The sequence below is a fragment of the Myroides odoratus genome (genome assembly GCF_001549985.1).
GTDB lineage: Bacteria > Bacteroidota > Bacteroidia > Flavobacteriales > Flavobacteriaceae > Flavobacterium > Flavobacterium odoratum_A.
The window spans coordinates 31,084-56,625 of record NZ_LROZ01000020.1 but is presented as its reverse complement, the minus strand read 5'-3'; the positions used below and the strand labels follow the sequence as shown (position 1 = coordinate 56,625).

Below are 25,542 nucleotides of genomic sequence, written 5' to 3'. Positions count from 1 at the left end.
CTTCTATTTTACCTTTCTCATTTTTGAACCTAATCCCCTTGTATTCCTCACTCGTTCTATTATTTAAAATTAATCTTAATATATTTTGTTTGATTTGAAAAAGTCCTATTTTTGCCTCTATTCAGATTTAATTAAAATAAGAATCCTGTATGAAAAGAACTGCCCTTTTAGTCCTACTCGCATTATCCGTTGTTGCGTGTAAAAACAGCAAAGAAGAGAAAGCTGTTGAGACAACTACCACAGAAGTAGCTACTTCGAACGAACGTATTGTTTCCTTAAATGGAGCAATTACAGAAACTTTAGTTGATTTAGGTCAACGAAATAATATCGTGGGAATCGATGTTACTAGTACCTATCCAGCAGATATGAATACTACAGCTACCCAATTAGAGCACGTAAATAAAATCAATATTGAAGCTTTAATGGCGTTAAAACCAACCCTTGTTTACATTGCGAAGAAGGATTTAAACGACAATTTGAAAAAGCAATTAGAAGATGCAAACATCAAATTAGTTATCATTGATCAAGATTTTTCAATTGAAGGAACCAAAACGTTAATTAAAGACATTGCCGCTTCTTTAAACGTGAAAGACTATGAGGGGTTATTAGCTAAGATTGACCAAGATCAAGCGCAGTTAAAAACCTTTGAAACTAAACCAAAAGTTCTTTTCATTTATGCAAGAGGTGCTGGTAATTTATTTGTAGCTGGGGATAAAACGCCAATGCAAAACATCATTGAACTAGCAGGAGGACAAAATGCAGTAACAGGATTTGACGATTTCAAACCACTTACTCCAGAAGCTTTATTAAACAGCAACCCAGACTATATCTTGATGTTTGATACAGGATTACAAAGTATGGGCGGTGTAGATGGTGTTTTAAAAATTGAAAGTTTAAACCGCACAAACGCAGGAAAAAACAAAAAAATAATCGCAATGGATGGTTTATTATTAACGGGTTTCACTCCTAGAGTTGGAACTGCAGTTACACAATTAAACCAACTGTTATCAGAATAAGGGAATTAACATGCAAAAAAGACTCTCTTTTTATATAGGCACCTTGAGTATTGTATTAGTGGTTATGGCAGCCGTGTCTATTTTTTTAGGAGTTTACAACTTTGAAGATAGTAGCCTAAACACCTTAATTCATTTGCTTTTTCATCCTGAAAAAGTAGATTCGAGTGATCAATATGTCATTACACATGTGCGATTACCTCGTATTATTATGGCCGTTTTAGCGGGTGGTGGTTTAGCTTTATCCGGTACTGCGTTACAAGGGATGTTCAAAAATCCCTTGGCATCGCCAGATTTAATAGGAATCACCTCTGGTTCAGTACTTTTTGCTTCCATAACCATCGTTTTAGGCGCCTTTATCAAACCGTTTATCCCTGAATTTCTCCACTATTCGCTTTTGAGTATCATGAGCTTTATTGGAGCTATTCTCACCATGAGTTTTGTCTATAAAATGTCCACAGTGAATGGCAAAACCAACATCAGTATCTTGTTGTTATCTGGAGTTGCTATTACCGCGCTTTCAGGTTCCATAACTGGATTGCTGACTTTTGTTTCCAATGATGAAGAATTGAGAAACTTAACCTTCTGGACTTTAGGTAGTTTAGCTGGTGCAACGTGGACAAAAATAGCGATTTTAGCAGTTGTTATTGGAGTATCTTTATTTTATTTGCTTAACTTAGGCAAAGCATTAAATGCCATGATGTTAGGTGAACAAGACGCCAATCACCTCGGTATAACTGTAGAGCGCATCAAGAAAAGAATTATTTTGTTTTCGGCCTTAATGGTAGGAACCATTGTTGCTTTTACAGGAACAATCGGTTTTGTCGGTTTAGTAGTACCGTATATTTTACGGTTAATCTTCAAGTCGAACTACTACTTTATTCTTCCTCTTTCTTTTTTAGCAGGAGGTATTTTACTGCTACTAGCAGATGGAGTAAGTCGAACCTTAGTTCCTCCAACAGAAGTTCCTATTGGAATCTTGACTGCAATTATGGGAGCGCCTGTTTTCATTGCTATTTTAATTAAATTCAAAAAATCAATGTAATTATGATTGAAGCACTTCAAGTTAGTTTTAAAGCAAAAGATACCTTTCTCATCAACAACATCGATTTCAGTTGTCAGAATGGGGAATTCATTGCTGTATTGGGACCTAATGGTGCAGGTAAATCAACCTTTTTAAGTTTACTTGCTGATGAATTACATCAACCGGGTAATCGCATCTTATTGAAAGAATGTGAATATCCGAAATGGTGCAAAAAGACATTGCCTAAACACAAAGCTAAATTCTCTCAATCATTTAATACTGATATTCCCCTACAAGTTGAAGATGTAGTGATGATGGGGCGATACCCCTATTTTGAGCACACCCCTTCTGAAGAGGACAAGAAAGCAATCCAACACAGCATGGAGTGTATTGATGTATGTCCACTTCAACATAGAGAGTACAATCACTTATCAGGAGGAGAAAAACAACGTGTACATTTAGCACGTGTCTTATCTCAACTCAACAATCCAATAGAAAACAAATTGTTGTTTTTAGATGAGCCACTGAATAATTTAGATGTTTTACATCAACATAAAATTCTAGATTTAATCAAGGAATTTACTAAACAAGGAAATACAGCCATTGTAGTAATTCACGATTTAAATATTGCTGCGCAATATGCTGATCGTATCCTTTTACTCAACAAAGGAGAAAAGGTCCTTTATGATACCCCTGAAAAAGTATTAACCCAAGAGACGATTTCTCAGGTTTATAAATTTCCATGTATTGTAACAAAAAACCCAGTTAATAACGCTCCATTAATCATCTTTGGAGTCTAAACACATTAAAAATGAATACTGAAATATTAGCTTTAAAAGAACGTTGGGCAAAATTAAAAGAAGAAAACCCGCGTTTGCGTATACGAAATGCAGCTGCAGAATTAAATGCGAGCGAGATGGAATTACTAGCCACTACTTTAGGAGAGACTGCAACTTTACTTCGCCCTGAAATGGTAGCTATTTTAAGCGAAATCGAATCATTAGGTAAAGTTATGGCTCTAACACGCAATGACGAATGTGTACATGAGCGCAAAGGAATTTACAGTAATCCTGATTTTTCTAATCCTCATGCTGGTTTATTCGTAAACCCAGATATCGATTTACGCATCTTCTTATCGCATTGGAAATATGTATTTGCTGTAGTAGAAGAAACAGGAAATATTGTACGTAAAAGCTTACAGTTCTTTGGTAAAGACGGAGAAGCTATCCACAAAATCTACTTAACTTCGATCAGTAATGCGGATGCTTTTGATGCTTTAGTTGCTAAATACAAAGCGGATGTTCAAGAGTTTACTGATAAAACAGAGCCTTACATCCAAAATTTAGATGAGCGTTTAGACGAAGAGGTAGATGTTGAAGCATTCAGACAAGAATGGGAAAGCTTGAAAGATACCCATAACTTCTTCAGCTTACTTAAAAAATACAACGTTACAAGAACGCAAGCGTTGCGTTTAGCACCAAGTGAATTCTACGCCAAACAAATCTCTAAAGAGGCGATTATTACGTTATTAGAACAAGCTTCTGCAGAAAAAACACCAATTATGGTATTTGTTGGAAATAGAGGAAATATCCAGATTCACACAGGAGAAGTAAATAAAACCATGTGGCACCAAAACTGGTACAATGTGTTAGATCCAGACTTTAACATGCACTTAGACATGGATAAAGTAGCTCAAACTTGGGTGGTGCGCAAACCAACAGAAGATGGTATTGTTACTGCAGTTGAGGTATTCAATGAAATGGGCGAAATCATCGTTCAGTTCTTTGGAAAAAGAAAACCTGGAATTCCAGAATTAGAAACTTGGCGATCTATTGTTGCCCAATTAAATTAAACTAAACCAAAATCAAGTATACTACAGTGCATTTATTCTCCTTGAATAGATGCACTTTTTCTTTTCTTTTACCGTTATTTTTTGCTTCGCCTCCGATAAAAAAACTTGATTTTTATATCAAAAAAATTAAATATAAATCTGCTAAAAACATCCAAACACAGGTAGAATCACGTCAAAGCCAAGGCAGAATCAGGGGTATAAAAGTTATTAACAATATTTGATAACTTAATCTAAAATAAAGTTGACATCATAGCATCTAAATAGTAACTTAGCACTGTTCACTTTTCAATTTATGCCTTGTTGTAAGGATATAAAACTAAGTGAGTTAAGCAAAAACCAAGTGACATTTTTGACTGAAACGTCCAGTGTTTACTGCCTTTGCAAAAACTACGTCCGTTATTAATTTAAAAATATATTGCTATGTCTATTTTTGATAAAAGAGTTAACTATAAACCATTTGAATACCCAGGTATCTACCAATTTACAGAAGCGATCAACAAATCATTTTGGGTGCATAGTGAAGTAGATTTCACAGCAGATACACAAGATTTCCATTCTCACTTGACAAAAGAAGAACAATTGGCAATCAAACACAGTTTATTAGCTATTGCTCAAATCGAAGTAGCCGTAAAAACGTTTTGGGGAAATTTATTTGGTCACTTTCCAAAGCCAGAGTTCAATGGTTTAGGAACTACTTTCGCAGAATGCGAATTTAGACACTCGGAAGCGTATTCTCGTTTATTGGATGTATTAGGGTACAATGACGAATTTGAAGCCTTGTTAACAATTCCAGTAATCAAAGAACGTGTGGAATATTTGTCTTCTGTTTTAGAAAACTCAAATAATAGCACGGATCGCAAGAAATACGTTGTATCGTTAATTTTATTCTCGTTGCTAATTGAAAACGTATCTTTGTTTAGTCAATTTGCCATTATCCTATCTTTCACAAGATTCAAAGGATTGATGAAAAACGTAAGTAACATTATCGCATGGACTTCTGTTGACGAGCAAATTCACGCCAATGCAGGAATTTACATCATCAATATCATCCGTGAGGAATACCCAGATTTCTTTGATGAAGAATTAATTAACCACGTAAATGATGTTGTAAAAACATCCATTGATATTGAAGCTAAAATCCTAGATTGGATTTTTGAAACCGGTACGATTGAAACGGTTAACAAACATGACTTACTAAACTTCATGAAATTTCGAGTGGATGAAAGTATGTTGAAAATCGGATTGAAAAAAGTGTACAATATCACACAAGAACAATATAAACCAATGGCGTGGTTTGAGGAGGAAGTTTTTGCGAATAGCTTAGACGATTTCTTCGCTAAAAGACCAGTAGATTATACAAAACACGACAAGAGTATAACCGCTGAAGATTTATTCTAATTAACCCCTTATAATTGCACAAAAATACTATGAACAATTTCGCATTACCACTAGAAGTAAAAGAGAACGATAACCTACAGGAAAAACTGTGGTGGAAAAACTCAGAGAGTGAGCAGATCCTAAACAGAGGTTATTTGTTGAAAGGAGAAACGGTTGAAGGAGCTATTGACCGTATCACAACGGCAGCTGCAAAGCGCTTGTTTAAACCAGAATTGAAAGAGTCTTTTCAAGAGATGATTGAACGTGGATGGATGAGTTTAAGTTCACCGATTTGGGCAAATATGGGAACAGAACGCGGTTTACCGATTTCTTGTTTCAACGTAAATATTCCGGATAGTATTGAAGGGATTACGCACAAATTAGGGGAAGTTATTATGCAAACCAAAATCGGAGGAGGTACTTCGGGTTATTTCGGAGGCTTACGCGAAAGAGGAAGTGCAGTTACAGATAATGGTAAAAGTAGTGGAGCAGTAAGCTTTATGAAGCTTTTTGATACAGCTATGGATACAATTTCACAAGGGGGAGTAAGACGCGGTGCATTTGCAGCTTATTTAGATATTGATCACCCAGATTGTGATGAGTTCTTAAACATTAAAAATATCGGAAATCCAATTCAAAACTTATTCTATGGTGTAAGTATTCCTGACTATTGGATGAAAGAAATGATTGACGGGGATAAAGAAAAAAGACAATTATGGGCAAAAGTACTAGAAAGCAGACAGCAAAAAGGAATGCCATACTTGTTCTTCTCTGACAACGTAAATAGCAACAAACCACAAGTATACAAAGATTTGAACATGCGTATCAACGCAAGTAATCTTTGTTCAGAAATTATGTTACCTTCTTCTGATGACGAATCATTCATCTGTTGTTTATCTTCGATGAACTTGGAGTTATACGATGAGTGGAAAGATACAGAAGCTGTAAAATTAGCGATTTTCTTCTTGGATGCAGTATTACAAGAATTCATCGAAAAAACAGAAGGAAACTACTACTTAGCTTCAGCAAACCGCTTTGCAAAAAGACACAGAGCTTTAGGTTTAGGCGTTTTAGGATGGCATTCATACTTACAAAAGAACATGATTCCATTTGAAGGATTAGAAGCTAAAATGTTGACAAACAAAATTTTTGAAGATATCAGCGCAAAAGCAGATAAAGCCTCTCAAGAATTAGCTCGTATTTACGGAGAACCTGAAATCTTAAAAGGATACGGTAGAAGAAATACAACAACAATGGCTATTGCGCCAACAACGTCATCTTCTGCTATTTTAGGACAAACATCTCCTGGAATTGAGCCTTTCAGTAGTAACTACTACAAAGCTGGTTTATCAAAAGGAAACTTCATGCGTAAAAATAAATACCTAACGACTTTATTAGAGTCTAAAGGAATGGACAATGAAGAGACTTGGAGAAACATCATGCTTTCTGGAGGAAGTGTTCAACAATTAGAAGGATTAACAGAAGAAGAAAAAGCTGTTTTCAAAACATTTAAAGAAATCAGCCAATTGGAAATTATTCAACAAGCAGCAATCAGACAAAAATATGTCGATCAAGCACAAAGTTTGAACTTGAATATTCCTTCTTCTCTTCCAATTAAAGATGTAAACCGCTTGATGATTGAAGCGTGGGAATTAGGTGTAAAAACGCTATACTACCAAAGAAGTCAAAGTGTTTCGAAAGAAATGGTAACAAACTTGGTGAACTGTAGCAGTTGTGAATCTTAATCAAGAAATAAATATAAAAAGCCTCAAAAAGAATATTTTTGAGGCTTTTTGCTTATTCCTCTTATTCACATCATTAGATTTACTCGCAAACCTCATCCAAAAACAACGTATCAGACTGTTTTACGCCATTTCATTACTTAGTCAGCCGTTTTAGCGGTTCATTTATTTACGTGTCTTATTTGGTTTAAAATCGCTGTATTATCGTTTGTTCAGTTGTATTTGTTACCTCAACCTTTTAAATACGTCAAGCATCATTGAAAAAATAAGGTAGACAAAACTTCTTAAACAGAAATGAACCAACTCTTCTAGATAAATCTTATTCAAAAAAGTACTGTTATCAACTAAGCCGGGTATATTCATTGGTAAAGTTCTTCTCTTCTATAAACCAGTACCTCAATTTCATATTCTAAAAAATCCAAGGCAAGAAGTTTTGTTCGGTTTTCATTTATCACAAGTAAATTTTCACAATTGGATTGTTGCTTGGTAGCAAGTAAACTTGATTGAAATAACACTTTCAACCCAAAATATTCTTCGTGGTATTGAATAAAATAAATCACAGGATCCTCTTCATAAAACATCGAACTATTGGTTATAAAATATTCGAATGCTTTTGTATAGGGAATTGCATCATCTAGATATTCATGAGTGTCTGCATTGTAATAACTAAATCTCTTTCGTCTTACTTCCTCTGAAAGACTTATCCGTTGATAGCATTCACTATATACTTGCAACTCCTCTCCATGAAAGATATCCAATATAGCATCAGCTCCGAATTGCTCGAGTATTTGCTTTTTATAGTGTGCAATCTTCCTATTTTGTATTTTAGTATTCATCACGATTTATAATTATTCTTTTTTATATTATTGATCCCCTTACTATTTTCTGGTATATGGCCATCGTGTTGATTGTACTTTCCTGGATTTAGAGGAGATTTTCTTTGATAATCGCCTTTAAAAGCCCAAACGGCTCTATTCTCATCTTGTTTATCATAAACATGAACAGGTTTGGGTGTATTAATGTGTTTAGTAATCCTCAACTGTTGTTTAGCTCTTCGAAATGCCTCCTTAAAAGTCATTTGATTAGTAAGATCTAACCCAAAAACATCCAACCACCTCGTAGAATCGGCTAGACTACGTACCCACAAAACGTAGGGGTGTTCCATGCTAAACTGATAGAATCCTGATTGACGTAATTACCAATACTTAGATTGTGATATAGAAAACAGTTCACTTAGGTGAATAAAGTACATTATTTTTCATTCATTGCTTTCAATAACTCTTCAGCAGTAGTCCTAAGATATTCGTAAGAAGATGTTCGATGCATCGAAATGATATCTTTTGATTCGCTAGTGTTTGCTTGATAAATTTTCCACAAAGCCTTACTCCAAATAGGTACCATAAAAGTATCATTACTTTCAAAATCTTGAACTTGTAGATAATTTGATTCTAATACTTTTTTGAAAAACTTTAGATAATCTTTAGTAGTAGGTAGATAATCTAATGCTTCTTCATATAAATGAATTTTAGTAATCCAATTTAAATTCAATATTTGACCAGAAATTTCAGCTAATTTACTCTCATCTTCATCTATTATACAACTAACATTTAAGCAAATTTCTAACGTATCCTGATCCTTATTCTCTATCGATTGATAAATTTTATCATAAAAGTAATTTTCATTATACTTTAAATCAATGGGATAATCTTGATAAAACTCATTCACCGAAATTTCATCAACAATTAATTTGTTAATTAACTTGATTTCTACATTACTAATCATAATTATTCTTTTTTATGGATTGTCCAACCCGTTTAGATGATGTAATATGCTCATTAAACACAGATAAAGCATCGCCTTTTCCTAATCCTAGATTCACTTGTTTTTGTTTCCTTCCTACTTTTTCCTGTTTAAAATACGCATTTTTTAAACTCCATCCTGATCTAACTTCAGGCATATCAGGATACAAGATTTTTGTCAAAATGGATTGATCTCTCACGCCTATAGTTTCTAATTTTTTCGTTGTACCATCTTTTACTTTAATCTCAAAAGTAATTCCCTCATAATTCTTTGAAAAGGCATAAGTTGGAGATATAAAAGTCTCCTTCGTTGCAGGAATACTTCCAGTTCTGTCGAATATTTCGGCATGTGATATCGACATCGTTCTATAATAAGTTTCGTCAAGACCAAACACATCCAACCATCCCGTAGGATCGGTTACATACCCATACAACGTAGGGTTATTCCCTGCCAGACCAATGGGATCTTGAGCAATGTAGTTACCAACTTCAGGATCATAGTAACGGAAGCGATTATAGACTAAACCTGTCTCCTTATCCTGTGTTTGCCCTTGATAAAGGTAAGAGCAAAACCCTTCATCGCCAAGGGTCATTCTTGCATTTCCAAAACTGTCCAACTCGCGTTCCCAAACTTTATCTCCAGTGTCTGTATAGGCGCGGATTGGGGTTCCCAAATGATCCGCTACCAAACTGTATTGCTGTTTTCCTTTGAGTTTAGCTAGAGGTACAAACCCACCCTCCTCAAATACCCAGGTAATGATATCGTCAGCTATTGTTTCTTGAGCATCAAAGCATTTGTATTCATGCAATACGACATTACCTTGCCATACGTAATGTGTAGTCCCAGTTTTATAACGCTTACTTACGCGTCTCCCTAAAGCATCATACTGAAAATTGACAGCATAACCATCAGGTCGTATCACCTGTTTGAGCATACCTGCTCCATTCCATTGGTACGTCCACTTTTTACCTGTACTTTTTTCTATTTTCTCGGTCAAGAAACCTTCTTTATCGTAACTGTACTTATTCTTTTTTGTTTCTTGCAAGCGATTTTTACTGTAAATTCTATCCTTGCAGTTCAACTGCTGATATAAGTTTCCAGTAGCATCAATACCTCTTTCTTCTACTTCCTTTCCTTGGTAAACAATCTGTTGCAAGAATCCTCTTTTATCGCGTTGGTAACGCGTGTGTTTCTGTCCTTGATCTGTAATTTGATTGAGTACTCCTCCAACATCCCAACTATACTCTCGATAAAACTGAGGGACTCCTCTACTCAACAGTCCTTGCTTGTTGACTCCTTGCGTTACTAATCTACCCAGTGGATCATATTCCCATGTCTGTTGCATTCCTCCTTCATACGTTCTCAAACACTCCCTTCCAAAAGGATCATATTCACGTATCACCTTCCAGTCGTTGTATTGACTCTCAACCACATTGCTCCACGCATCAAATTGATGCTCAAAATCGGCGCCCAAACTACTGTGTAAACCTAAACGACGCCCATAAGCATCATACGTACTTTGTACCTTTTGACCATTGAAGCATTCCTCGATTAAATGCCCTTCCATATCATAGTGCAAATCAAGAGTTCCAGCGCTATTAACTGCTTGGCGCAACAATCCCGTAGTATACACATAAGTTTCTCTCGTTTCATCACTATAATCCACCTGAGTAATCTGTCCCATTTCGTCATACGCATATTGAGTCCATCGTTGATTCGGACGCTGAATGGTGGTTATCCAACCTGCTTCATTGCGTTTGTACTTCTTTTCTACTCCATCAAAACCACATTCTGCTATGACATCGCCAACGGCATCTAAAACAAAAGTATAATGCTGCCCTTCCTCATTGGTAATTGTTCGCAGTCGCTCATTAGAATCATAGTCAAAACGAATCACCTTGCCTTCTTCCTTTCGACTGATCAGCTTGTGCATTCCCTTAAAACGGAACTGAATACTTCGATGTTGATCTTCATACTGAATTATATTATCTAATGCATCATATTTCAAGTGAATTGCATGGCCATCAAAATCGTGAATCACCAAAGCGCGTCCCAAGTAATCCAATACCTTGTTTTGTTGTGCTCCACGGGCATTGGTAATTTGTATACAGCGATTCCATAAATCATACACATACTGCGTGCGTTGCCCTGTTGTACTGCAAATTTCTACTATATTGTACTGGTTGTCATACTTCCATTGCGCACGCGCACCTAATCCATTGCTTACCTCCGAAATCAATCCATCGGCTTGATATGTAAATTCCGTTTTTGCCCCTAAAGGGCTGTGAACTGTACGAATCCGTCCTGCTTGATTATACTTATAACTCCATTTCCCACCACGAGAATCAACAACTTCTGTCGGTAGATACGGATAATCCACATCGAGATACTTCAACTGCGTAAATTGTCCATCAGGTTCAATGACTTGCTTTATATTACCAAAATCATCACGAATCAGGGTCTGTGTATTTCCCAAAGGATCAATACTACGTTCTAATTCGCCATATTTATTGTAATATTTCTTCCACAAAGCACCTTTAGCATCAAGCATTTCATAAACGAGTTGATGGCGATGTTTGTAAATTGAACGATATCCTTCTCCGTCTATGACGTGAGTTTCTCCTTGGTAGTAGGTAAGTTTAAAATGCTGAATTCCTCCATCACCCCAAGTTTCAATACACTTTGCTCCAGTATGCTTTCCGTCGTATTTAAAAAACCAATGATGTCCATTTCGCCATATTTCTTTGACCAATAGATGTTGTTCATAGTGCATTTGTAGGGGTTGCTGTATCTCATCATAATGCACAATCAAATCTCCTACTTGATTATACTGATAGGTTGCAAGACACACCTTGGGCATTCCCTCCTCTGGCGCTGCTGTCCATACATTGATAATTCGACCTTGCTGATCATTTTCAATCGTATAAACTCGATCAACTGAATCCAAAATTTTCGTCAAGGAGCCATTAGAATCATAGGTAAATCGGAGGGCAAATCCTTCGCGGTTACTTATGGCAGATAAGAGATGTGCTCCTTGTTTATTAGCTATTGATGGAGTATCAAAGAGAAACCATTCTTCTTTTTGATCTTTGAGGTAGTAATACCCCTCTGCATGATAACACAACCAAATTTTTTCCGAACGGTGATAGCGAGGCATTGGGAATTCTTGCGTTGGAATGCGATCGAAATTAATTAGACGACCATCTCCTAGACGCACTTGTGCTCGTCGATATACTTGGTTGACAAATAAGGCCATATCGTAACTATGGTGCCAACCATGCCCCAAAGGCCCCCTATACGCACTATCACTATACCAAATACGCTTAAAAGACAAAGGAATAACTCCTGCAAAGGTAAAATCCGTACTATCCGTAAATAAATCCCCTCCAACCACATCAACAGGGTGACCCACATAGGTTTTGAGTGTTTTATCCACTTTGTTATATACCCCTCGAGTGTATTCATGGTCAAAAAGCTTTTTATTCACCTTATTCAAAACAGTAGAAATAGAACTACAAGGTTTTCCATTATCTGCATTTTTTTCTACTTGTTTGACGCGTTTTGCTTTGAGCTTATTGAACCCCGCATGAAAGAGCCTTTTAGGCACTGAAAGTGGATTAATTGCAGAAGGTATAGGGTTTGTTAATACAAATCGGGTTAATGGAATGGGAATAATCATCCCTGTGGGTACGTACAACTTTGCTTTCATTCCTTTCTCAGGATCAGGGGGTGGTCCTGAATCGTGAATCGAAGTCATCCCAACATCAGAACACACATTTTGCAAATGTGCAAAGGCCCCAACTAAAGGAGAACCATCTGCAACAACAAACATACTCCCCAACCAAGAATGTCCTGTATTTTTTGTAATGGTATTGTCTGCAACAGGATGAAACCCTCCTCCTATTGGCGCATGTTCTAAACAGCGAATACTCGTTCCTGCAACCGTACGCGGCAATGCAATGCCAACTTTCACAGATGCTCCAAGATTACTGATAAACATCCGAGCCACATTATTCACCAAATTCCCCGCATTCATGATTATTTCTGCATTTACATCTGACAAGCTCTCATCATCCACCTTCTGCTGTACGGTTTGCTCAAACGCATCAATAGCAGCAACACTTACCGTCATCGCCGCTAAGGCTAAAAAATCCTTAGGTCGCAAAGAAAATCCCATAAATGGATGTGGCACTGGCACTGGCGCAGGTGATGGAGGAGTCATCACCATATGAATATCAATTAAATTAATTACGGGATCCAATTGCTTAGCTACAGGTAAACAACCGATCCCCTTCGGTATATTCAATGTTTGCAAGTAGGGAAGTATAAGAGCCTCACTGAAACTCGCTGTCAAACTAGTAACGGTAGAAAAATAATTTAATCCGCTTTCTGCCAGATGCAGCATCGTGGCATTTGTCTTTTGAACACGATTTAACCTAGAATCATTAGCAATATAATTTTCTTTCTCCCATAAATCTGTGAACGTCTTTTTATGTTTTTCGAATGCTGAAGTCAGTCTTTCATTATACAATTTTTTATATTCTTCATAATCAACAGGATCCACATCAGATGTGGCATTTTTTAAGCTTTCTTCTATCATAATGATTATTCTTTTTTTTCAACAACAATACTTATGACTTTCTTTCACTACATGGCTTCAAATGAAGATTTTCAACCTATTTATTGATTATACTAGCGATTCTTAGCCAAACTCCCAAAGAGATTAAAGCAATTCCCATTAATATTATCCCCCAAGCAATAAACAAATTCAACCGCTGAGCTACGGCCTCTCCAAACATATTCTTGATCCAAGTGATATTGCTAAAAATTCCAGGTCCTCCTGTATCGTACATCCATTCTCCCCCTTTGATTGCTGCATACCGAACAAGTAATCCAATCAATAGCAACAGAATACCAGGTAATTCAGGAAATATCACTAAAAACTCAACTAACCAATCCTTATTTTTTGTATTCATTTTAAATCTTTATTTACGAGTATACTTTTCACACTCTTATACTTTATTCGCCATTGTTCCCCTAGCAAAGGTTTGATGATGGTATCTAATTCCTTATCCGAAATAAATGAACTGTATTTTGCCTCCAAGACCTCTTTCACTACCAAAGTATAAGATGAAGATTGAGCCAAGGTGTCATTTAGGTTACTCCCCAGGCGAACTCCTTTATTTAAAGCTTCATACCTCAATTTTTTATCACTCATCTTCTTAGCCGTTTCTGCTATGGACCTCAAGGCTTCTATTTGCATCAAATAATCTACACAACGTTCAAAATAGCTTTCACCTCTTACAAAATCATCTTTTGCCTTTTCATATTGTTTCAAAATAAAATAGAGATTACCTCTAAACAACACCCCTTGTCCCAATAAGCGATAAACTAAATCATCTGGTAATACCCCTTGTACTTCTTGTACAACATCCAATCCTTGGTTGATATAATTTATCGCTTGCTTGAACTGTTTTTTGCCAAACTCAAAAGTTGCTACTGCACTGTATATTACCATCTGTTGCACAGACCAATTCGCATCTTTTGTTCTATTTTGTTCCGCAATCTGTAAGCAAATGACCGCGTGTTTTTTAATCTCTTTTTCGTGTTTTTTATTAATGGCTTCAAACAATTGTACCATATGATACCTAAACTTGGTATCTGGAGCCTCAGGATCTCCCATAGCTGCAAGCGCTTTGATTGCTTGATCTAACTCAAAATGATGGGGTAAAATCTGTGTTGACTTTGGTGCGTAATCTTTCAACACATTAAATAAAGGCTGCTCAAACGTATCAGAGAGAAGCAGCTGAACTCGTGGATGCAACTCCAATTGAGCTAAATCTTTCAACCATTGAAGCATCTGCTTACCCTCCTTATTTTGATAATCCAATACACAGACGATATTAGCGTCCTCTTCTAGTTCAACCGCTTCACAAAAGGCATTAAGATTTGCAACAAATAGTGCTGCAACATTCTTATCTGACCCCAAGCTCCTATCCATCTCCCAATCCACATAATTATCTGAAATACTGTTGGGTTTTTCAGAAAAATTCCAAAGAAAAACCAACGAAAACAGCGCTTCAATTAACGCCTTACTATAGGTTTGCTTTTCATACAGTGGCGACTGAAATAAGAGGACAACATCCTCAATTTCATTATCTATTCCTAACATATGATCGTAAAATGCCTCTACCATCTCCCTTTCATCTTGCGGTGTACGTAAGATTAGATACTTATACGTTTGGGTGTAACGAAGTTCTACATACTTCATTTCCAATTCTTCTATTCGTTGCTGTATCGGATTACTTTCCATCCCGTTTAATTTAATTTGACGATAGCACCTTCTATGGAAGCAGTTCCACTAGCCGCTAATTTGGCATCTAAACCTCCATTCACTGTTGCTGTGCTCGATCCATTAATTGTACTCGATTTTGCACTTAAAATAGCTTCATTCTCCTCTGCATCTAAGGTTAAAACCGCATTTCCACTTTGGGCAGTTAATTTCTGACTAGCTGCATTAGAAATTGTTTCCCCTATTGTATATAATTCAATACCTTGTAATGTGATTTTTCCATTTTCCTCAAGTACTAAACTTGATTTTCCTGATTGTAATACAATAGATTTGGAACTCTGTACTTCAATTCTACCCTCTCCATCCAGTTGAATCACATTCTTTGTTTTATCTATTATTTTTATTCCCCCCTGATCATCAAGCACAATCATATGGCCACTTTTTGTACTCCAACTTTTCATGTTATTTTCATTTCCTCCACCTGCACCTATTTGTCCATGAAAAAGTCCTCCCATAACAAAAGGCTGATCAGGGTGTTGATTCATAAATCCAACCAACACTTGGTCTCCAACTTCTGGAATAGCAACAAAACCGCGATTGGTATCTACTTTGGCACTACTTCCTGCATCTGGTGCCATAACGCGTATAAAATCCGTACGTAGATCTGTATTTTGCCAATCGAAACGCACTTGTACACGGCCTTTATTTTGCGGATCTGTATTATTTATAACTGTGGCTATTTGTTGCTCCACCAAGGGGTTTTGATACGTTCCTTTTGGAATACTACCTGTTTCTGCATCAACAGCCTCAAAAGAACCTTTGTATATACCTAAGGCATCAATCTCATGCGAAATATGAGTAATCATCAATTTAGTAAAGAAGTGATTTTCTCTTTCTTGTGGATGAAACATACTGAGTTCAACAATACATCCTGGGTACAGAAAAGGAACAGTTGTTGTACCAGAAATAGTAAAAACACTCATTCCAACCCGACCAATCAATCCTTTTTGTGCTTGTGTAATGTCTTGATTTGTAGAAGCATTCATTGGAGCCACTTGTACAGAAGGAGCGGTAAACACGCGCTGTGATTCTTCATAAGCACGTTGGGCTAAAGTTCCTTTGACTTCTAAATTCGTATCACCAATAGCGCTTAAACGCTCATGGTTTAAGCTATTATATCCATATAACGCTCGATTGACATGTTGAGCAGCCATACAAACTTTTATCTGTTCAACATCCCGTCCATATACTAAAGCAACTGGAGCTTCAATGCGCGGAACATCGCCGAAATGCAACACCGTTCCATCATAAAAAAACGGTTCTCCATAAGCTTCAGCCATACGTGTCAAATAATTATAAGCTGTTTCATTATACTGACAACTATAGGCGAGTGCCTTTTGTTTTTGTGATTGAATCAGGTAGTTGTATTTTCCATTTTGGGTATACCCCTCTTCTACCAATTGATGTACAATAGCTGGTAACGAAGTAGGATCCTGACCACCAAAACTTTGAATATGAGGGGCTCGATCTAATAAAATTGTTGGACTATATCCGGTAAGAATAATATCCCCTCGATTTCCTCTGGATTGCTCAAAACTAACTTCAGTAATAATGCCTATAAAATCTCGTTCTGGTCTTTCTGATCCATATTTGTAAGTAAAACGCGCTACCATGCGTTTTCCCAATAACTCTTGTGTTTGTTCCATGCGATACGTTTCATTTTCTCCTAATGCATGATGGGGTAAGACTAGGACAAACGTATGGTGGTCTTGCACATTTTGCTTCAGCTTAAACTCTTTAAACCCCTTGCATTCAGAACCTTCAATTGCAATTCTAAGATCTACTAGAGGATTAACACCGATGGGAGAATGATTCGCTATTACTTTAGCATTACTGTGAATGTTAGTTTCGGTATTGTGAAATTGATTTAAATATGCTGTTACTTGTTTGGTTTGATTTAGCTCTTGTTCATCAAATAAAGTTTTAGTTGTCATAGGCTAAATGGTTTACTAAACCCGTCGTTATGGTTAATAGAAAATAATGTTCTATATCATTTAAAAGAGATAACTTCTCTTAGGAATAAAAAGCGTATTCTAGACAGAGATCGCTTATCTTATTTCGCCGTTATCCTATTTCTATTTTGGTAAATAAAAAACCCAGAATAAGTAGAAGTCTAATAAACAAAGTGGCAATAGGAAGTAAACCTTACATTTGAAAATCAACTTGTAAAATTAGACTCTTACTCATGCTGGGTTATAGAAAAAACAGCACTTAATTTGCTTTTAAACGCGAATTAAGCCGTTGGCCAAGTACCTTGATAAGCTGAATTTCCATAGTCAATTTGCTCTGCACTCACAACAAAAGTGATGTACATCGCATTTGCATTAATTGCATCAAAATCCACATGATGTTGAATCACATAACCATTTGTCCATTTCAAGGTGATTAACGTTCCTTCCTCATGTGATTTGTTGAAGATAATTTCTCCTGTAGTTGGCTTGTACTTCCCGTTCAGTAGACTTTCTAAGACATCCGATTTATCTGTTGCTTCTACTGTAAGGGTAATTAATGCATTAGAAGGATCTGATGCTACACGACCTGAAACGTCTACTGAACGAGACACTCCATATTTGAGGTTCAATACTTTTTGTGCATCGCCTCCATTGAATTTTAAAACGGCTCTTGAATTGTTTTCTGCCATACGAATTAGGTTTTAAATTATTACTGTATCAAACTTAAAAACTAATCATGCTAGCACTCAACATTCCCTGCATTTTCCGAAAAATAACAGGGTTTTTACTGTGAAAAAATAGTTAAAAACAAAATATTCAACTATTTTAATCAGAAAAACATCAATTATTTTGCTTTTATTTAAACAATAAAAACATTCTTTTTTCAATGTCCTTATTCAAAAATAAAAGAATTTTTACTGCAAAATATAGAATCAAAACGAGAGCATTTGAACCCTCTGCCAAAAAAGAAAGAGTTGCGTTTGCATGGATAAAAAAAAAGCCAGTAGTTCACGTAAAAACTACTGGCTCAAAAACAAAAATTTACTCTTGTACATATTCAGCTTCCCAATCATTTCCATCATCTCCTTTATGACCATCCAATTTAATCACAAAGCTTTTGGCAGGGAAATAAGGCGTTAGTCGAATATCTAACCACACTCGATCTTTTTGGTGTTTATCCTGCTCAAAACGAACGATTTTAAATTTTTCAATCAATTTATCCGCTCCTTTAATGCCATCTAAGAAAAGGACAATTTGCTTGCGTAAATCATCTTCATTTTTTGCACTCCAATTTTCAAAAGCTCGGCGGTTTAAAAAATCTAACAACACTTTTGTGACATAATCAAAAACCCGTACAACGGAATAGGTTTGAAGGCCTATATTATCCCCATCAAATAGGGTTTTTGCAGAAAATGCCATGATTTTTCCATACTCATTGACCATGGGAACAAGTCCCATTTTTTCCAATTGAGAGATCTCACTCTTTTTCAATTCAAATTTAACGGCATCGACCTCGTTGATTCCTCCATGCTTTTTTCCTGCCGCCACTTGTGACATTAGTGTTTTGTGAATCTTCCCAGTCAAAGAAGTTGAAGGGGCTATAAATACATCCTCTTCTTCTCCAACTTCTACAGCACGTCCGCGCCCAACTAACCAATTACACGTCATGATAACATTGCTTTTGTGTACATCGGCACTTGTTAAGTTAGCCGAGTGAAATAAGTCAACAACATCATCTGGTTTGTCTAGATTGGCGAAATCTGTCAAAAGCATGACTTTATTTTCGTTGCAGATTCTCGCCCATTTATCGACCACCAAATTGGATCCCATATATCCAGGTATAGATAGTAAAGAATAATTATCACGTAGATCTAATCGATCGTAGTACAACTTAAATTCTTCTGCTATATAATCCATAAATACGGGATTATCTAAATCTGTTATTTGTTCCATAGAAGCATTGATAATATGGACATTATCGACTTTATCTAACTCGGTATTTTTATAAAACTGTGCGATTGTTCGGTAATTAACTTCTAAAGTTCTACATTGATTCAGCGCCTTTTTTAGATTGCTTTTCAAGCCAATTACCGCTTGATTCGATTTTTGCTTGCATCTTTCAATAAGCTCCGCTGTAGATTCTTCAGACTCTAATAATTCCAACCAAAGCTTAATGTTTTTCAACAAATCTTCTCGCTCTTCTTTTTTACTAGAATCAGTAAGAAAAATTTGTTTTCGCGCTTTTCGTTCTGGATTCATATTTGCCATACCATCAACCACAGTCTCAATAAATCCAAACCCTCCCAATTTTTCTAACTCAAACCCAACAGCGTCCAAATTTCTATCATGAAATTCATTGTCAACTGCTTGTAATTCTTGATTTACTTTTGCCATTCTGTTCCTTTTACTGTTCTAACTCTTTCGCTATTGTTCTTAAAGTAGCCGCAAACTCTTTTTTTGCGGCTTCATTCTCTACTAATTTTTGGAGTACTTTATTCACTCGCAATTGTTTTACAATCTTGTTATATTGTTCTTCATCTACTTTCAATCCTTTTAAAAAAGGAGAATTTTCAATCATTTTTTTGGGCGTAAAGTCGCCTAGATTTTTGAATCTAAATTCTTCTTTTACCGTTTGTCCCTCAGGGGTAGAATGCTCCATCTCCATCCGAGGTGAATAGTAATTGAACACCTCTTCGACGGTTTTCAACCCCGTTACTATTTCTGGAGATATAGCATCCTCCGTTGTCAATTTGGCCACCAATAGACTTTTATTTCCTTGGATTTCCTGGATTGCTTCATTAGCATCCACTTTTATTTCGTTGCCACCAACACCATAATTAAACATTGTCATTGTCTCGTTTTTATATAAATTAATACTCATTCTTTCCTGATCTATAGCAAGTTGTGGAGTGCGAATAAGACTCGTTTTCCCTTTATTTCGTTTTTCCTTTTTGCAGCATTGTTCTCGTTGAACTTCCTCCTTTTGTTCAATTACAGCATCTACAGATCCTGCAATAGTCCTTACTGCTTTTATCAATTGATTGAACAACCTCATCTCCTTGTATTTACATTTAATCCAACACACTCCAACCGCGATTAGTTTTAGCCGCTGGCGTTACTTCTAACTCATTTACAATGATATTCTCTTTGCGTTGACCGATATAATCCAATTCGTTCAACTTGAAGAACACCTTTTCTAAGCAACTGAGCATCAACTGAATCTCAGATAAATGCGAGGCACAATCTGTATGTTGATATTTGATTTCCGCTACTCTTGCCAGTTGATTCAAAAAAGTATGGGGTACTATCTCACTCCATTCACTGATATAGTTTAAGAGTTCTTCCAAATCCATTGGAGCCAATGTTTGCGTTACCTGATACAAATGAGTAGCGATTTGTGATAGACACTCCATAAAATAAAGGGGAGGTAAATGGGGAACAGTATTTCTAAAGTGAAAATATGTAGCTCCAATGTCGTGAATCAAAGCTTGACAAAGCAATTTTACACTGCTCGCTAACTTGGTATTTTGCCTAACTTGGTGTTCTTTTTGCAGTATTTTTACTGCATACTTTTGCAATAAAGACAAGGCGTTTGCTACCTTGTTGTATTGTTTCAGTAACAGAGGATGACTGCTTACACTTGTACAAGGGGGAATATAATCTTCCTCCATTTGAATCATTTCTCCTTGAATCATTACCTGACCGATAATAACGTAATCTCCACCGCTGTATCCGCTATTTACATCAAAAACAGAAACGGGTCTCAGGTCAATTCGATACCTTGGTTTAGTGAAGGGATAACGTGGGGGGTTTTCTTCTACATCCATTGTCCCATATGGAATTTTATCAAAGAGATTGATGGCAATCACCACATAATACGCACGCTTTTGATGTTCTAATTCCTCTCCTACAAGGGGAATTAAAGGTTTTAAAGCAAAGCGAAAGTCAATAACCTCAACACTACACCCCGAAGGTGTAATAGCCTTACATGTTTTAATAATATACTCTACATCCCCCGAAACTGTTGCGCGTACCTCTACGATATCCATCCCTTGATTTTGAGTATCTAAAGGCAATAACCCATAAGAAAATACTTGGGTATAGGTCGCTCTAACATCTCTGAGTCCATCAAGAATAAAATTTGTCTGCGCATCAAAGTGTTTCTTCGAAATTTTCATGCCATCAACCCAGTTGACAGCATCATGTTGTATTGGCTTTATCATAGCAATTCATTCATTTTTTGTTCATTTTCAACGACTCTTCTACAGCTAATGACCTCATTCTCTCTTATTTTATTCTGTGCAATATCTAATTCAAAATCCACATACTTTCTCAAGTGAAAAAAAGATCGTTTAGTATAAAATATCCAATGGTAATATGTCCCATCCTCTTGCTGCAATTCAATGGTATTCATTCCATTTTTAAAATTGTAATCTTCCAATACTTTTTGAAACCAATCGCCAAAAGTGACTCCTGTAGTAAGGGTTTTAGCTTTTATTCTAAATTGGTTTCCATCCTGTACATTTTTAGCTAATTCTAGTGTAACTACCCTTAATTGTTTCAAGTCGACCCCATCAAAGTCGATCACAGATTTATTTACCTCATAATTCCAAGTTTTGTAAATACTGTAAGGAATTTGCAAGAATTGCATATAACTATAGTAGAAAAACAAAGGAATTAGATAAGCCACACTTGACCTTGCTGATAGATACGCATATCCTTTAAAAGGACTCAACCAATCAAAAATATAAGTGAATAGATAAACCCCTAACAGTAGAATAAACCCCGTCAAGATTATTTCAAATGCCTTTGATAATCGCAGCGGTACATCTTGTCCTCGAAACCGCTTTGAAAGTTGATTGACATGAATTAATCCAAATAAAAAATAAAGCAAACTCGCCAACAGATACCAATAAGGATTAAAAGTATTTCCAGAGAACCCCAATAAACCAGGTAAGGCAAGTATTAATCCACTAAATAGTACATAAAAGATTACTTCTTTAGATTTGATAAAAGGCATTTTCTTTTGGAGATAAACCAAAGGAAAAACGAGAACCAACAACACGGTTGGGAGAAGTAAATGGGCGAGAAAAAAGGCTTTTATAGATTCTATCTGTATCATTATATCCGTTTTTTTACATCATAAATAGGTTGAATAACCTAATAGGCTATTGTTATTTGTTGAAATTTCAAAAGCATGCGCATTATTAAGGGTTACAAACGTTTCTATTGCCGTTGCAGTACTAGGCAAGCAATAATCATAGATCGTTTGTAATAACGTGCGCAATGGACTTCCTTCGAGGTATAAATGCAGTTCCTCGTATGCAATAGGGCCATATTCGAATTTCCAATCGAATCCACCATCCCTATATGCATCCGCTAATACTGTGGTTAAGCCCAATTGCATATCCCCCAAGGTAATTGTGGCAGATAATTCGTCAAATACCGCGATGTGACTCGCCATAAAGCTAATCTGCACGGGCAAATCGAGCAATGCTTTGAGGCATTGCTCCATCCAAATTTTCTTTCCTCTAGCAGCATGAAAATGAGGAAGTAAAGACGCAAATACTTGGGCATTTTTATCGTCTAAGAGCTTCAAAAGAGGCCACAATTCTTCCAGCATACAAACAAATTGATTGCGCAGCTTGAATCCATCGAGACTATCCTTCACTTCCAAAGCCTTAAGCTGACAGAAATAGACTTCTAACTCAAAAGGTTGGAAGAACATCCGCTGTTTTTGCTCTATTCTTTTTTCTTGTCTAATTTGCTCGACCACCTCAACAATATTATGTTGTGAGTGCTTCAATGAAGGGGGATGAAAAAGTCCTTCTGGCAAATAATCATAAAGTCCTTCCCTATAGCTCTCTACGCTAATTATCCTTTTATTTGCATCGGTAAATTCCTCTTTAACCTGCTTTAAATCTTTGTGAAAACTCCTGTTGTTGCTTCCTAATCGCTTGAGTAGAACTCCGTCAATCTCACAGTGTTTTTTCCAAATATAGTAGGCGATAACCTCTGCTTTGTAATCTGTGTCTAATCGGTTGTACTCTTGAAGCTTTACCTTATTCAACTCCTTCATTTGTTAGTCCTCCTCAACTGAATCTTCTCCTTTAAATTGCACGATATACACTATTCCATCAATCCCTCTATTTTCCAATTGACTTTTAAAATTACGTGCATAATCTACCCAATACTGACTACTTCCAGATTCGTAATTATCCACAACGATCTCAATTTGTACTGTCCGAGTAAACCCCTCTTTGGGTTTCTCACTGACTTGAACTCCATGCGAAATATGCACCGCTTTACAATGTCCTTGGAGCACCATGGTACAGTAATTTTTGATGTCTTCTTTCGATATAATTTTATCTCGTGTTGTCAAGGCATACTTATAGGCTTGAATGGCATTTGTCCCTTTCTTTTCCTGTTCTCCACCTTGGGTTGTACTCAACAAAACAAGATGCTTGTTTGCATTAGCATAGACCTTATCTTGTTGAGTAAGTTGAGCGCCTTTTCGAATATTATTCGCTAAAGCACAATGCGTAATCCAATACGAAGCCTTAACTGCTTCAGTATCTGGTAAAGGTTCTACAATAACATATTGAACTTCACTCGCTATACTGTCATGCACTGTTTTTATTTTCTGATTCAGTGTTTGCATTTGATCGACCATCTTTTGAAGGGCTTCAATCACTTTATCCCGTTCAAGAATGCCAAAAGCGGATACCTCATCGCGGGTTAATTCAATGACATAACTAATCATATCTATCGCATTGCGTTCGCTAAACCGCTCCATCCCACCTTTTCGGATTGTAAATAGCCCTTGCATCAAGCTACTCTCCTCCGAAAATGGAATTTCATTATACACTCTCATATGACTATCCACTACCTGATGAGTATAGAGAAAATCCTCTCCTACTTTTGTCACAAGAGGGATTGTATTTCCCATTATATCCAAACTAGATTCATTCCATCTCCAACCTCTATTGCATATTGGAAAAGCATTCAAGTAAAACGAAAAACCTTCAATTATTTCCTTTGTATACGAAGGGGGAAACTCCATTTTAATCCACATCAATCGCTTGTCTTTCAGATGCGTCGCTGTTTTATCCTCTTCCATTAAAAAGGCTATTTCTTGTGGTAAAATTTCCAATTTTAAATCGTCAACCTTTCTTTTGAAACCATGCAATTCAATAAATTTGCTGGCATAGTTTATTTTGATATTTTCCTGAATCCTACGCTCCATAGAATATTCATCAAACACAGCCTCAAATCCCGTTTTATTCTTCTTTACTGGATATGATAATCCTGTTGTGACTTCCAGTGGACAATCTTTGACGGTCATCTCGATAAAAGGCAATAAATTGTAGACAAACTCAAGATGATCAAACATTGGATTATCGCAATACAAGCTAAAACACGCTGGAATATCTTCTAGTTCATATGTACTTAAGTCAATGGCTAAAAACAACTGATTCGCTGTTAAAGGTTGCTTAACCTTTGCTACAGGTACCTGATTATAAAAAGCATCATACTCCCATAACGTATCTCCAATCAGCGCATACCTTACCTTGGCCTTGATGAGGTTGATGTCGTCAATAGCAGTAAAAGGAATATCTAATTTAAAATCTGAAGTCGTTTTAACAGTAGAGGTAAATGTTTTCTTGATAAAGAATTCTTGATGATCAAAGAGTCTTTGTTTCGATTCTTCTGGCTCAATAACCGCAATGGCATGTGCAGGTCTTGAACTAGTATACATACTTGGCGTTAACAAGCGAGCAATCTTCTCTAAAAGACCTCCTTTAATCTGTTCAATATCGTTGTTTACTTTGAAAATTTCCGTGCTAAAAGCATCAATCAACAAGGTTACAAAAGGATCCAAAGCATGAGGATTACTCACTCCCCAAAGCGTTGTGGCATTTTTCAAAATTCTTGATTTAATGGCTTCTTTTGCGTAATTACTCGTTATATTTTTCATCTTTTATCTTTTAGTCTATGGCCATTGGGCTTAAATAAATATGAGTACTAAACGTGAATCGTTCACCAACTTCCGTTAACACTGCATTGATTCCTATTTTGGCTTTTTTTCTAATTTCGACAAAGTCTTTTGTCCCATAACTATGCTCTACATATTCCACTTGGACTTGAATTTTAGGATATTTTATGCGCGGTTCATATTGAGTAATTTGCTCCAGGAGGCTTTCTTCAAATACCTGTTCCCAGACAACTGTAGTCACAGCATTATCAAATTCTAGATCCCATACCGCATTGCCATAATCTGGGTTAAATCGATTTTCTCCTTTGCGCGTCAATACCAACAACATGATGTGTTGGGCAATACTTTCGGCTAAACTACACGTAGGTAAGCATAGTCCCTCTGTCATTGCATATTCTGAATTAAAAGGAAATTTTAAAAAGGTATGATGCATA

At 36.4% G+C, this 25,542-nt stretch carries 21 protein-coding genes; 6 read left to right on the top strand and 15 right to left on the bottom strand.

Features of this window, described 5'->3' with window-relative positions:
• The first annotated feature begins 149 nt into the window (after positions 1–149).
• From AWV75_RS15990 to AWV75_RS15965, 6 genes are all read left to right on the top strand, one after another.
• Positions 150–1,016 carry a heme/hemin ABC transporter substrate-binding protein gene (locus AWV75_RS15990; RefSeq protein WP_060875315.1) on the top strand — a complete coding sequence of 289 codons (867 nt, stop codon included), beginning with the start codon at positions 150–152 and terminating at the stop codon, positions 1,014–1,016.
• Positions 1,017–1,026: 10 nt separating this feature from the next.
• On the top strand, positions 1,027–2,058 hold the full coding sequence (locus tag AWV75_RS15985) for a FecCD family ABC transporter permease (RefSeq protein WP_060875314.1): 1,032 nt from the start codon (positions 1,027–1,029) through the stop codon (positions 2,056–2,058).
• Between the two features lie 2 nt (positions 2,059–2,060).
• Positions 2,061–2,837: a heme ABC transporter ATP-binding protein gene (locus tag AWV75_RS15980; RefSeq protein ID WP_060875313.1), complete on the top strand. Its 777-nt coding sequence runs from the start codon at positions 2,061–2,063 to the stop codon at positions 2,835–2,837.
• An 11-nt stretch (positions 2,838–2,848) separates the two neighbouring features.
• Positions 2,849–3,889 carry a hemin-degrading factor gene (locus AWV75_RS15975; RefSeq protein WP_060875312.1) on the top strand — a complete coding sequence of 347 codons (1,041 nt, stop codon included), beginning with the start codon at positions 2,849–2,851 and terminating at the stop codon, positions 3,887–3,889.
• A gap of 420 nt (positions 3,890–4,309) precedes the next feature.
• The gene (locus AWV75_RS15970; RefSeq protein WP_060875311.1) at positions 4,310–5,287 is read left to right on the top strand and encodes a ribonucleotide-diphosphate reductase subunit beta; all 978 of its coding nucleotides are present in this window, start codon (positions 4,310–4,312) and stop codon (positions 5,285–5,287) included.
• A 29-nt stretch (positions 5,288–5,316) separates the two neighbouring features.
• A complete protein-coding gene (locus tag AWV75_RS15965) occupies positions 5,317–7,011 on the top strand; it encodes a ribonucleoside-diphosphate reductase subunit alpha (protein WP_060875310.1) in 1,695 nt (564 codons plus the stop codon).
• A gap of 356 nt (positions 7,012–7,367) precedes the next feature.
• Here AWV75_RS15965 and AWV75_RS15960 read toward each other — a convergent pair whose 3' ends face one another.
• The 15 genes from AWV75_RS15960 to AWV75_RS15890 form a co-directional block, all read right to left on the bottom strand.
• Positions 7,368–7,844: a hypothetical protein gene (locus AWV75_RS15960; RefSeq protein ID WP_060875309.1), complete on the bottom strand. Its 477-nt coding sequence runs from the start codon at positions 7,842–7,844 to the stop codon at positions 7,368–7,370.
• Positions 7,844–8,173, bottom strand: coding sequence for a hypothetical protein (locus AWV75_RS15955; protein WP_060875308.1), 330 nt, complete (start codon positions 8,171–8,173; stop codon positions 7,844–7,846). Before AWV75_RS15955 ends, AWV75_RS15960 begins: the two co-directional genes overlap by 1 nt.
• Before the next feature lie 86 nt (positions 8,174–8,259).
• The gene (locus AWV75_RS15950) at positions 8,260–8,790 is read right to left on the bottom strand and encodes a hypothetical protein (RefSeq protein WP_060875307.1); all 531 of its coding nucleotides are present in this window, start codon (positions 8,788–8,790) and stop codon (positions 8,260–8,262) included.
• Positions 8,783–13,408, bottom strand: coding sequence for a DUF6531 domain-containing protein (locus AWV75_RS15945; RefSeq protein ID WP_231738179.1), 4,626 nt, complete (start codon positions 13,406–13,408; stop codon positions 8,783–8,785). The genes AWV75_RS15950 and AWV75_RS15945 overlap by 8 nt, the downstream gene beginning before the upstream one ends.
• A 76-nt stretch (positions 13,409–13,484) precedes the next feature.
• Complete coding sequence (locus AWV75_RS15940) at positions 13,485–13,784, bottom strand: hypothetical protein (RefSeq protein WP_060875306.1); 300 nt, start codon at positions 13,782–13,784, stop codon at positions 13,485–13,487.
• Positions 13,781–15,121, bottom strand: a complete 1,341-nt coding sequence (locus AWV75_RS15935) for a hypothetical protein (RefSeq protein ID WP_060875305.1) — start codon at positions 15,119–15,121, stop codon at positions 13,781–13,783. Before AWV75_RS15935 ends, AWV75_RS15940 begins: the two co-directional genes overlap by 4 nt.
• A 5-nt stretch (positions 15,122–15,126) precedes the next feature.
• Positions 15,127–17,094 (bottom strand): type VI secretion system Vgr family protein, encoded by a 1,968-nt coding sequence (locus tag AWV75_RS15930; RefSeq protein WP_060875304.1) that lies wholly within the window; start codon positions 17,092–17,094, stop codon positions 15,127–15,129.
• A 299-nt stretch (positions 17,095–17,393) separates the two neighbouring features.
• Positions 17,394–17,801, bottom strand: coding sequence for a type VI secretion system tube protein TssD (gene tssD / locus AWV75_RS15925; protein WP_060875303.1), 408 nt, complete (start codon positions 17,799–17,801; stop codon positions 17,394–17,396).
• A 352-nt stretch (positions 17,802–18,153) separates the two neighbouring features.
• Positions 18,154–19,506 (bottom strand): DUF5458 family protein, encoded by a 1,353-nt coding sequence (locus tag AWV75_RS15920; protein WP_060875302.1) that lies wholly within the window; start codon positions 19,504–19,506, stop codon positions 18,154–18,156.
• Between the two features lie 10 nt (positions 19,507–19,516).
• Positions 19,517–20,167 carry a hypothetical protein gene (locus tag AWV75_RS15915; protein WP_060875301.1) on the bottom strand — a complete coding sequence of 217 codons (651 nt, stop codon included), beginning with the start codon at positions 20,165–20,167 and terminating at the stop codon, positions 19,517–19,519.
• A gap of 16 nt (positions 20,168–20,183) precedes the next feature.
• On the bottom strand, positions 20,184–21,335 hold the full coding sequence (locus tag AWV75_RS15910; RefSeq protein ID WP_060875300.1) for a type VI secretion system baseplate subunit TssK: 1,152 nt from the start codon (positions 21,333–21,335) through the stop codon (positions 20,184–20,186).
• Positions 21,332–22,234 carry a TssN family type VI secretion system protein gene (locus tag AWV75_RS15905; RefSeq protein ID WP_060875299.1) on the bottom strand — a complete coding sequence of 301 codons (903 nt, stop codon included), beginning with the start codon at positions 22,232–22,234 and terminating at the stop codon, positions 21,332–21,334. Before AWV75_RS15905 ends, AWV75_RS15910 begins: the two co-directional genes overlap by 4 nt.
• Positions 22,235–22,252: 18 nt before the next feature.
• Positions 22,253–23,191, bottom strand: coding sequence for a hypothetical protein (locus tag AWV75_RS15900; protein WP_060875298.1), 939 nt, complete (start codon positions 23,189–23,191; stop codon positions 22,253–22,255).
• A 3-nt stretch (positions 23,192–23,194) separates the two neighbouring features.
• Positions 23,195–25,090, bottom strand: a complete 1,896-nt coding sequence (locus AWV75_RS15895; RefSeq protein ID WP_060875297.1) for a type VI secretion system baseplate subunit TssF — start codon at positions 25,088–25,090, stop codon at positions 23,195–23,197.
• Between the two features lie 10 nt (positions 25,091–25,100).
• Positions 25,101–25,541, bottom strand: a complete 441-nt coding sequence (locus tag AWV75_RS15890) for a GPW/gp25 family protein (RefSeq protein ID WP_231738178.1) — start codon at positions 25,539–25,541, stop codon at positions 25,101–25,103.
• Position 25,542: the final 1 nt, after the last annotated feature.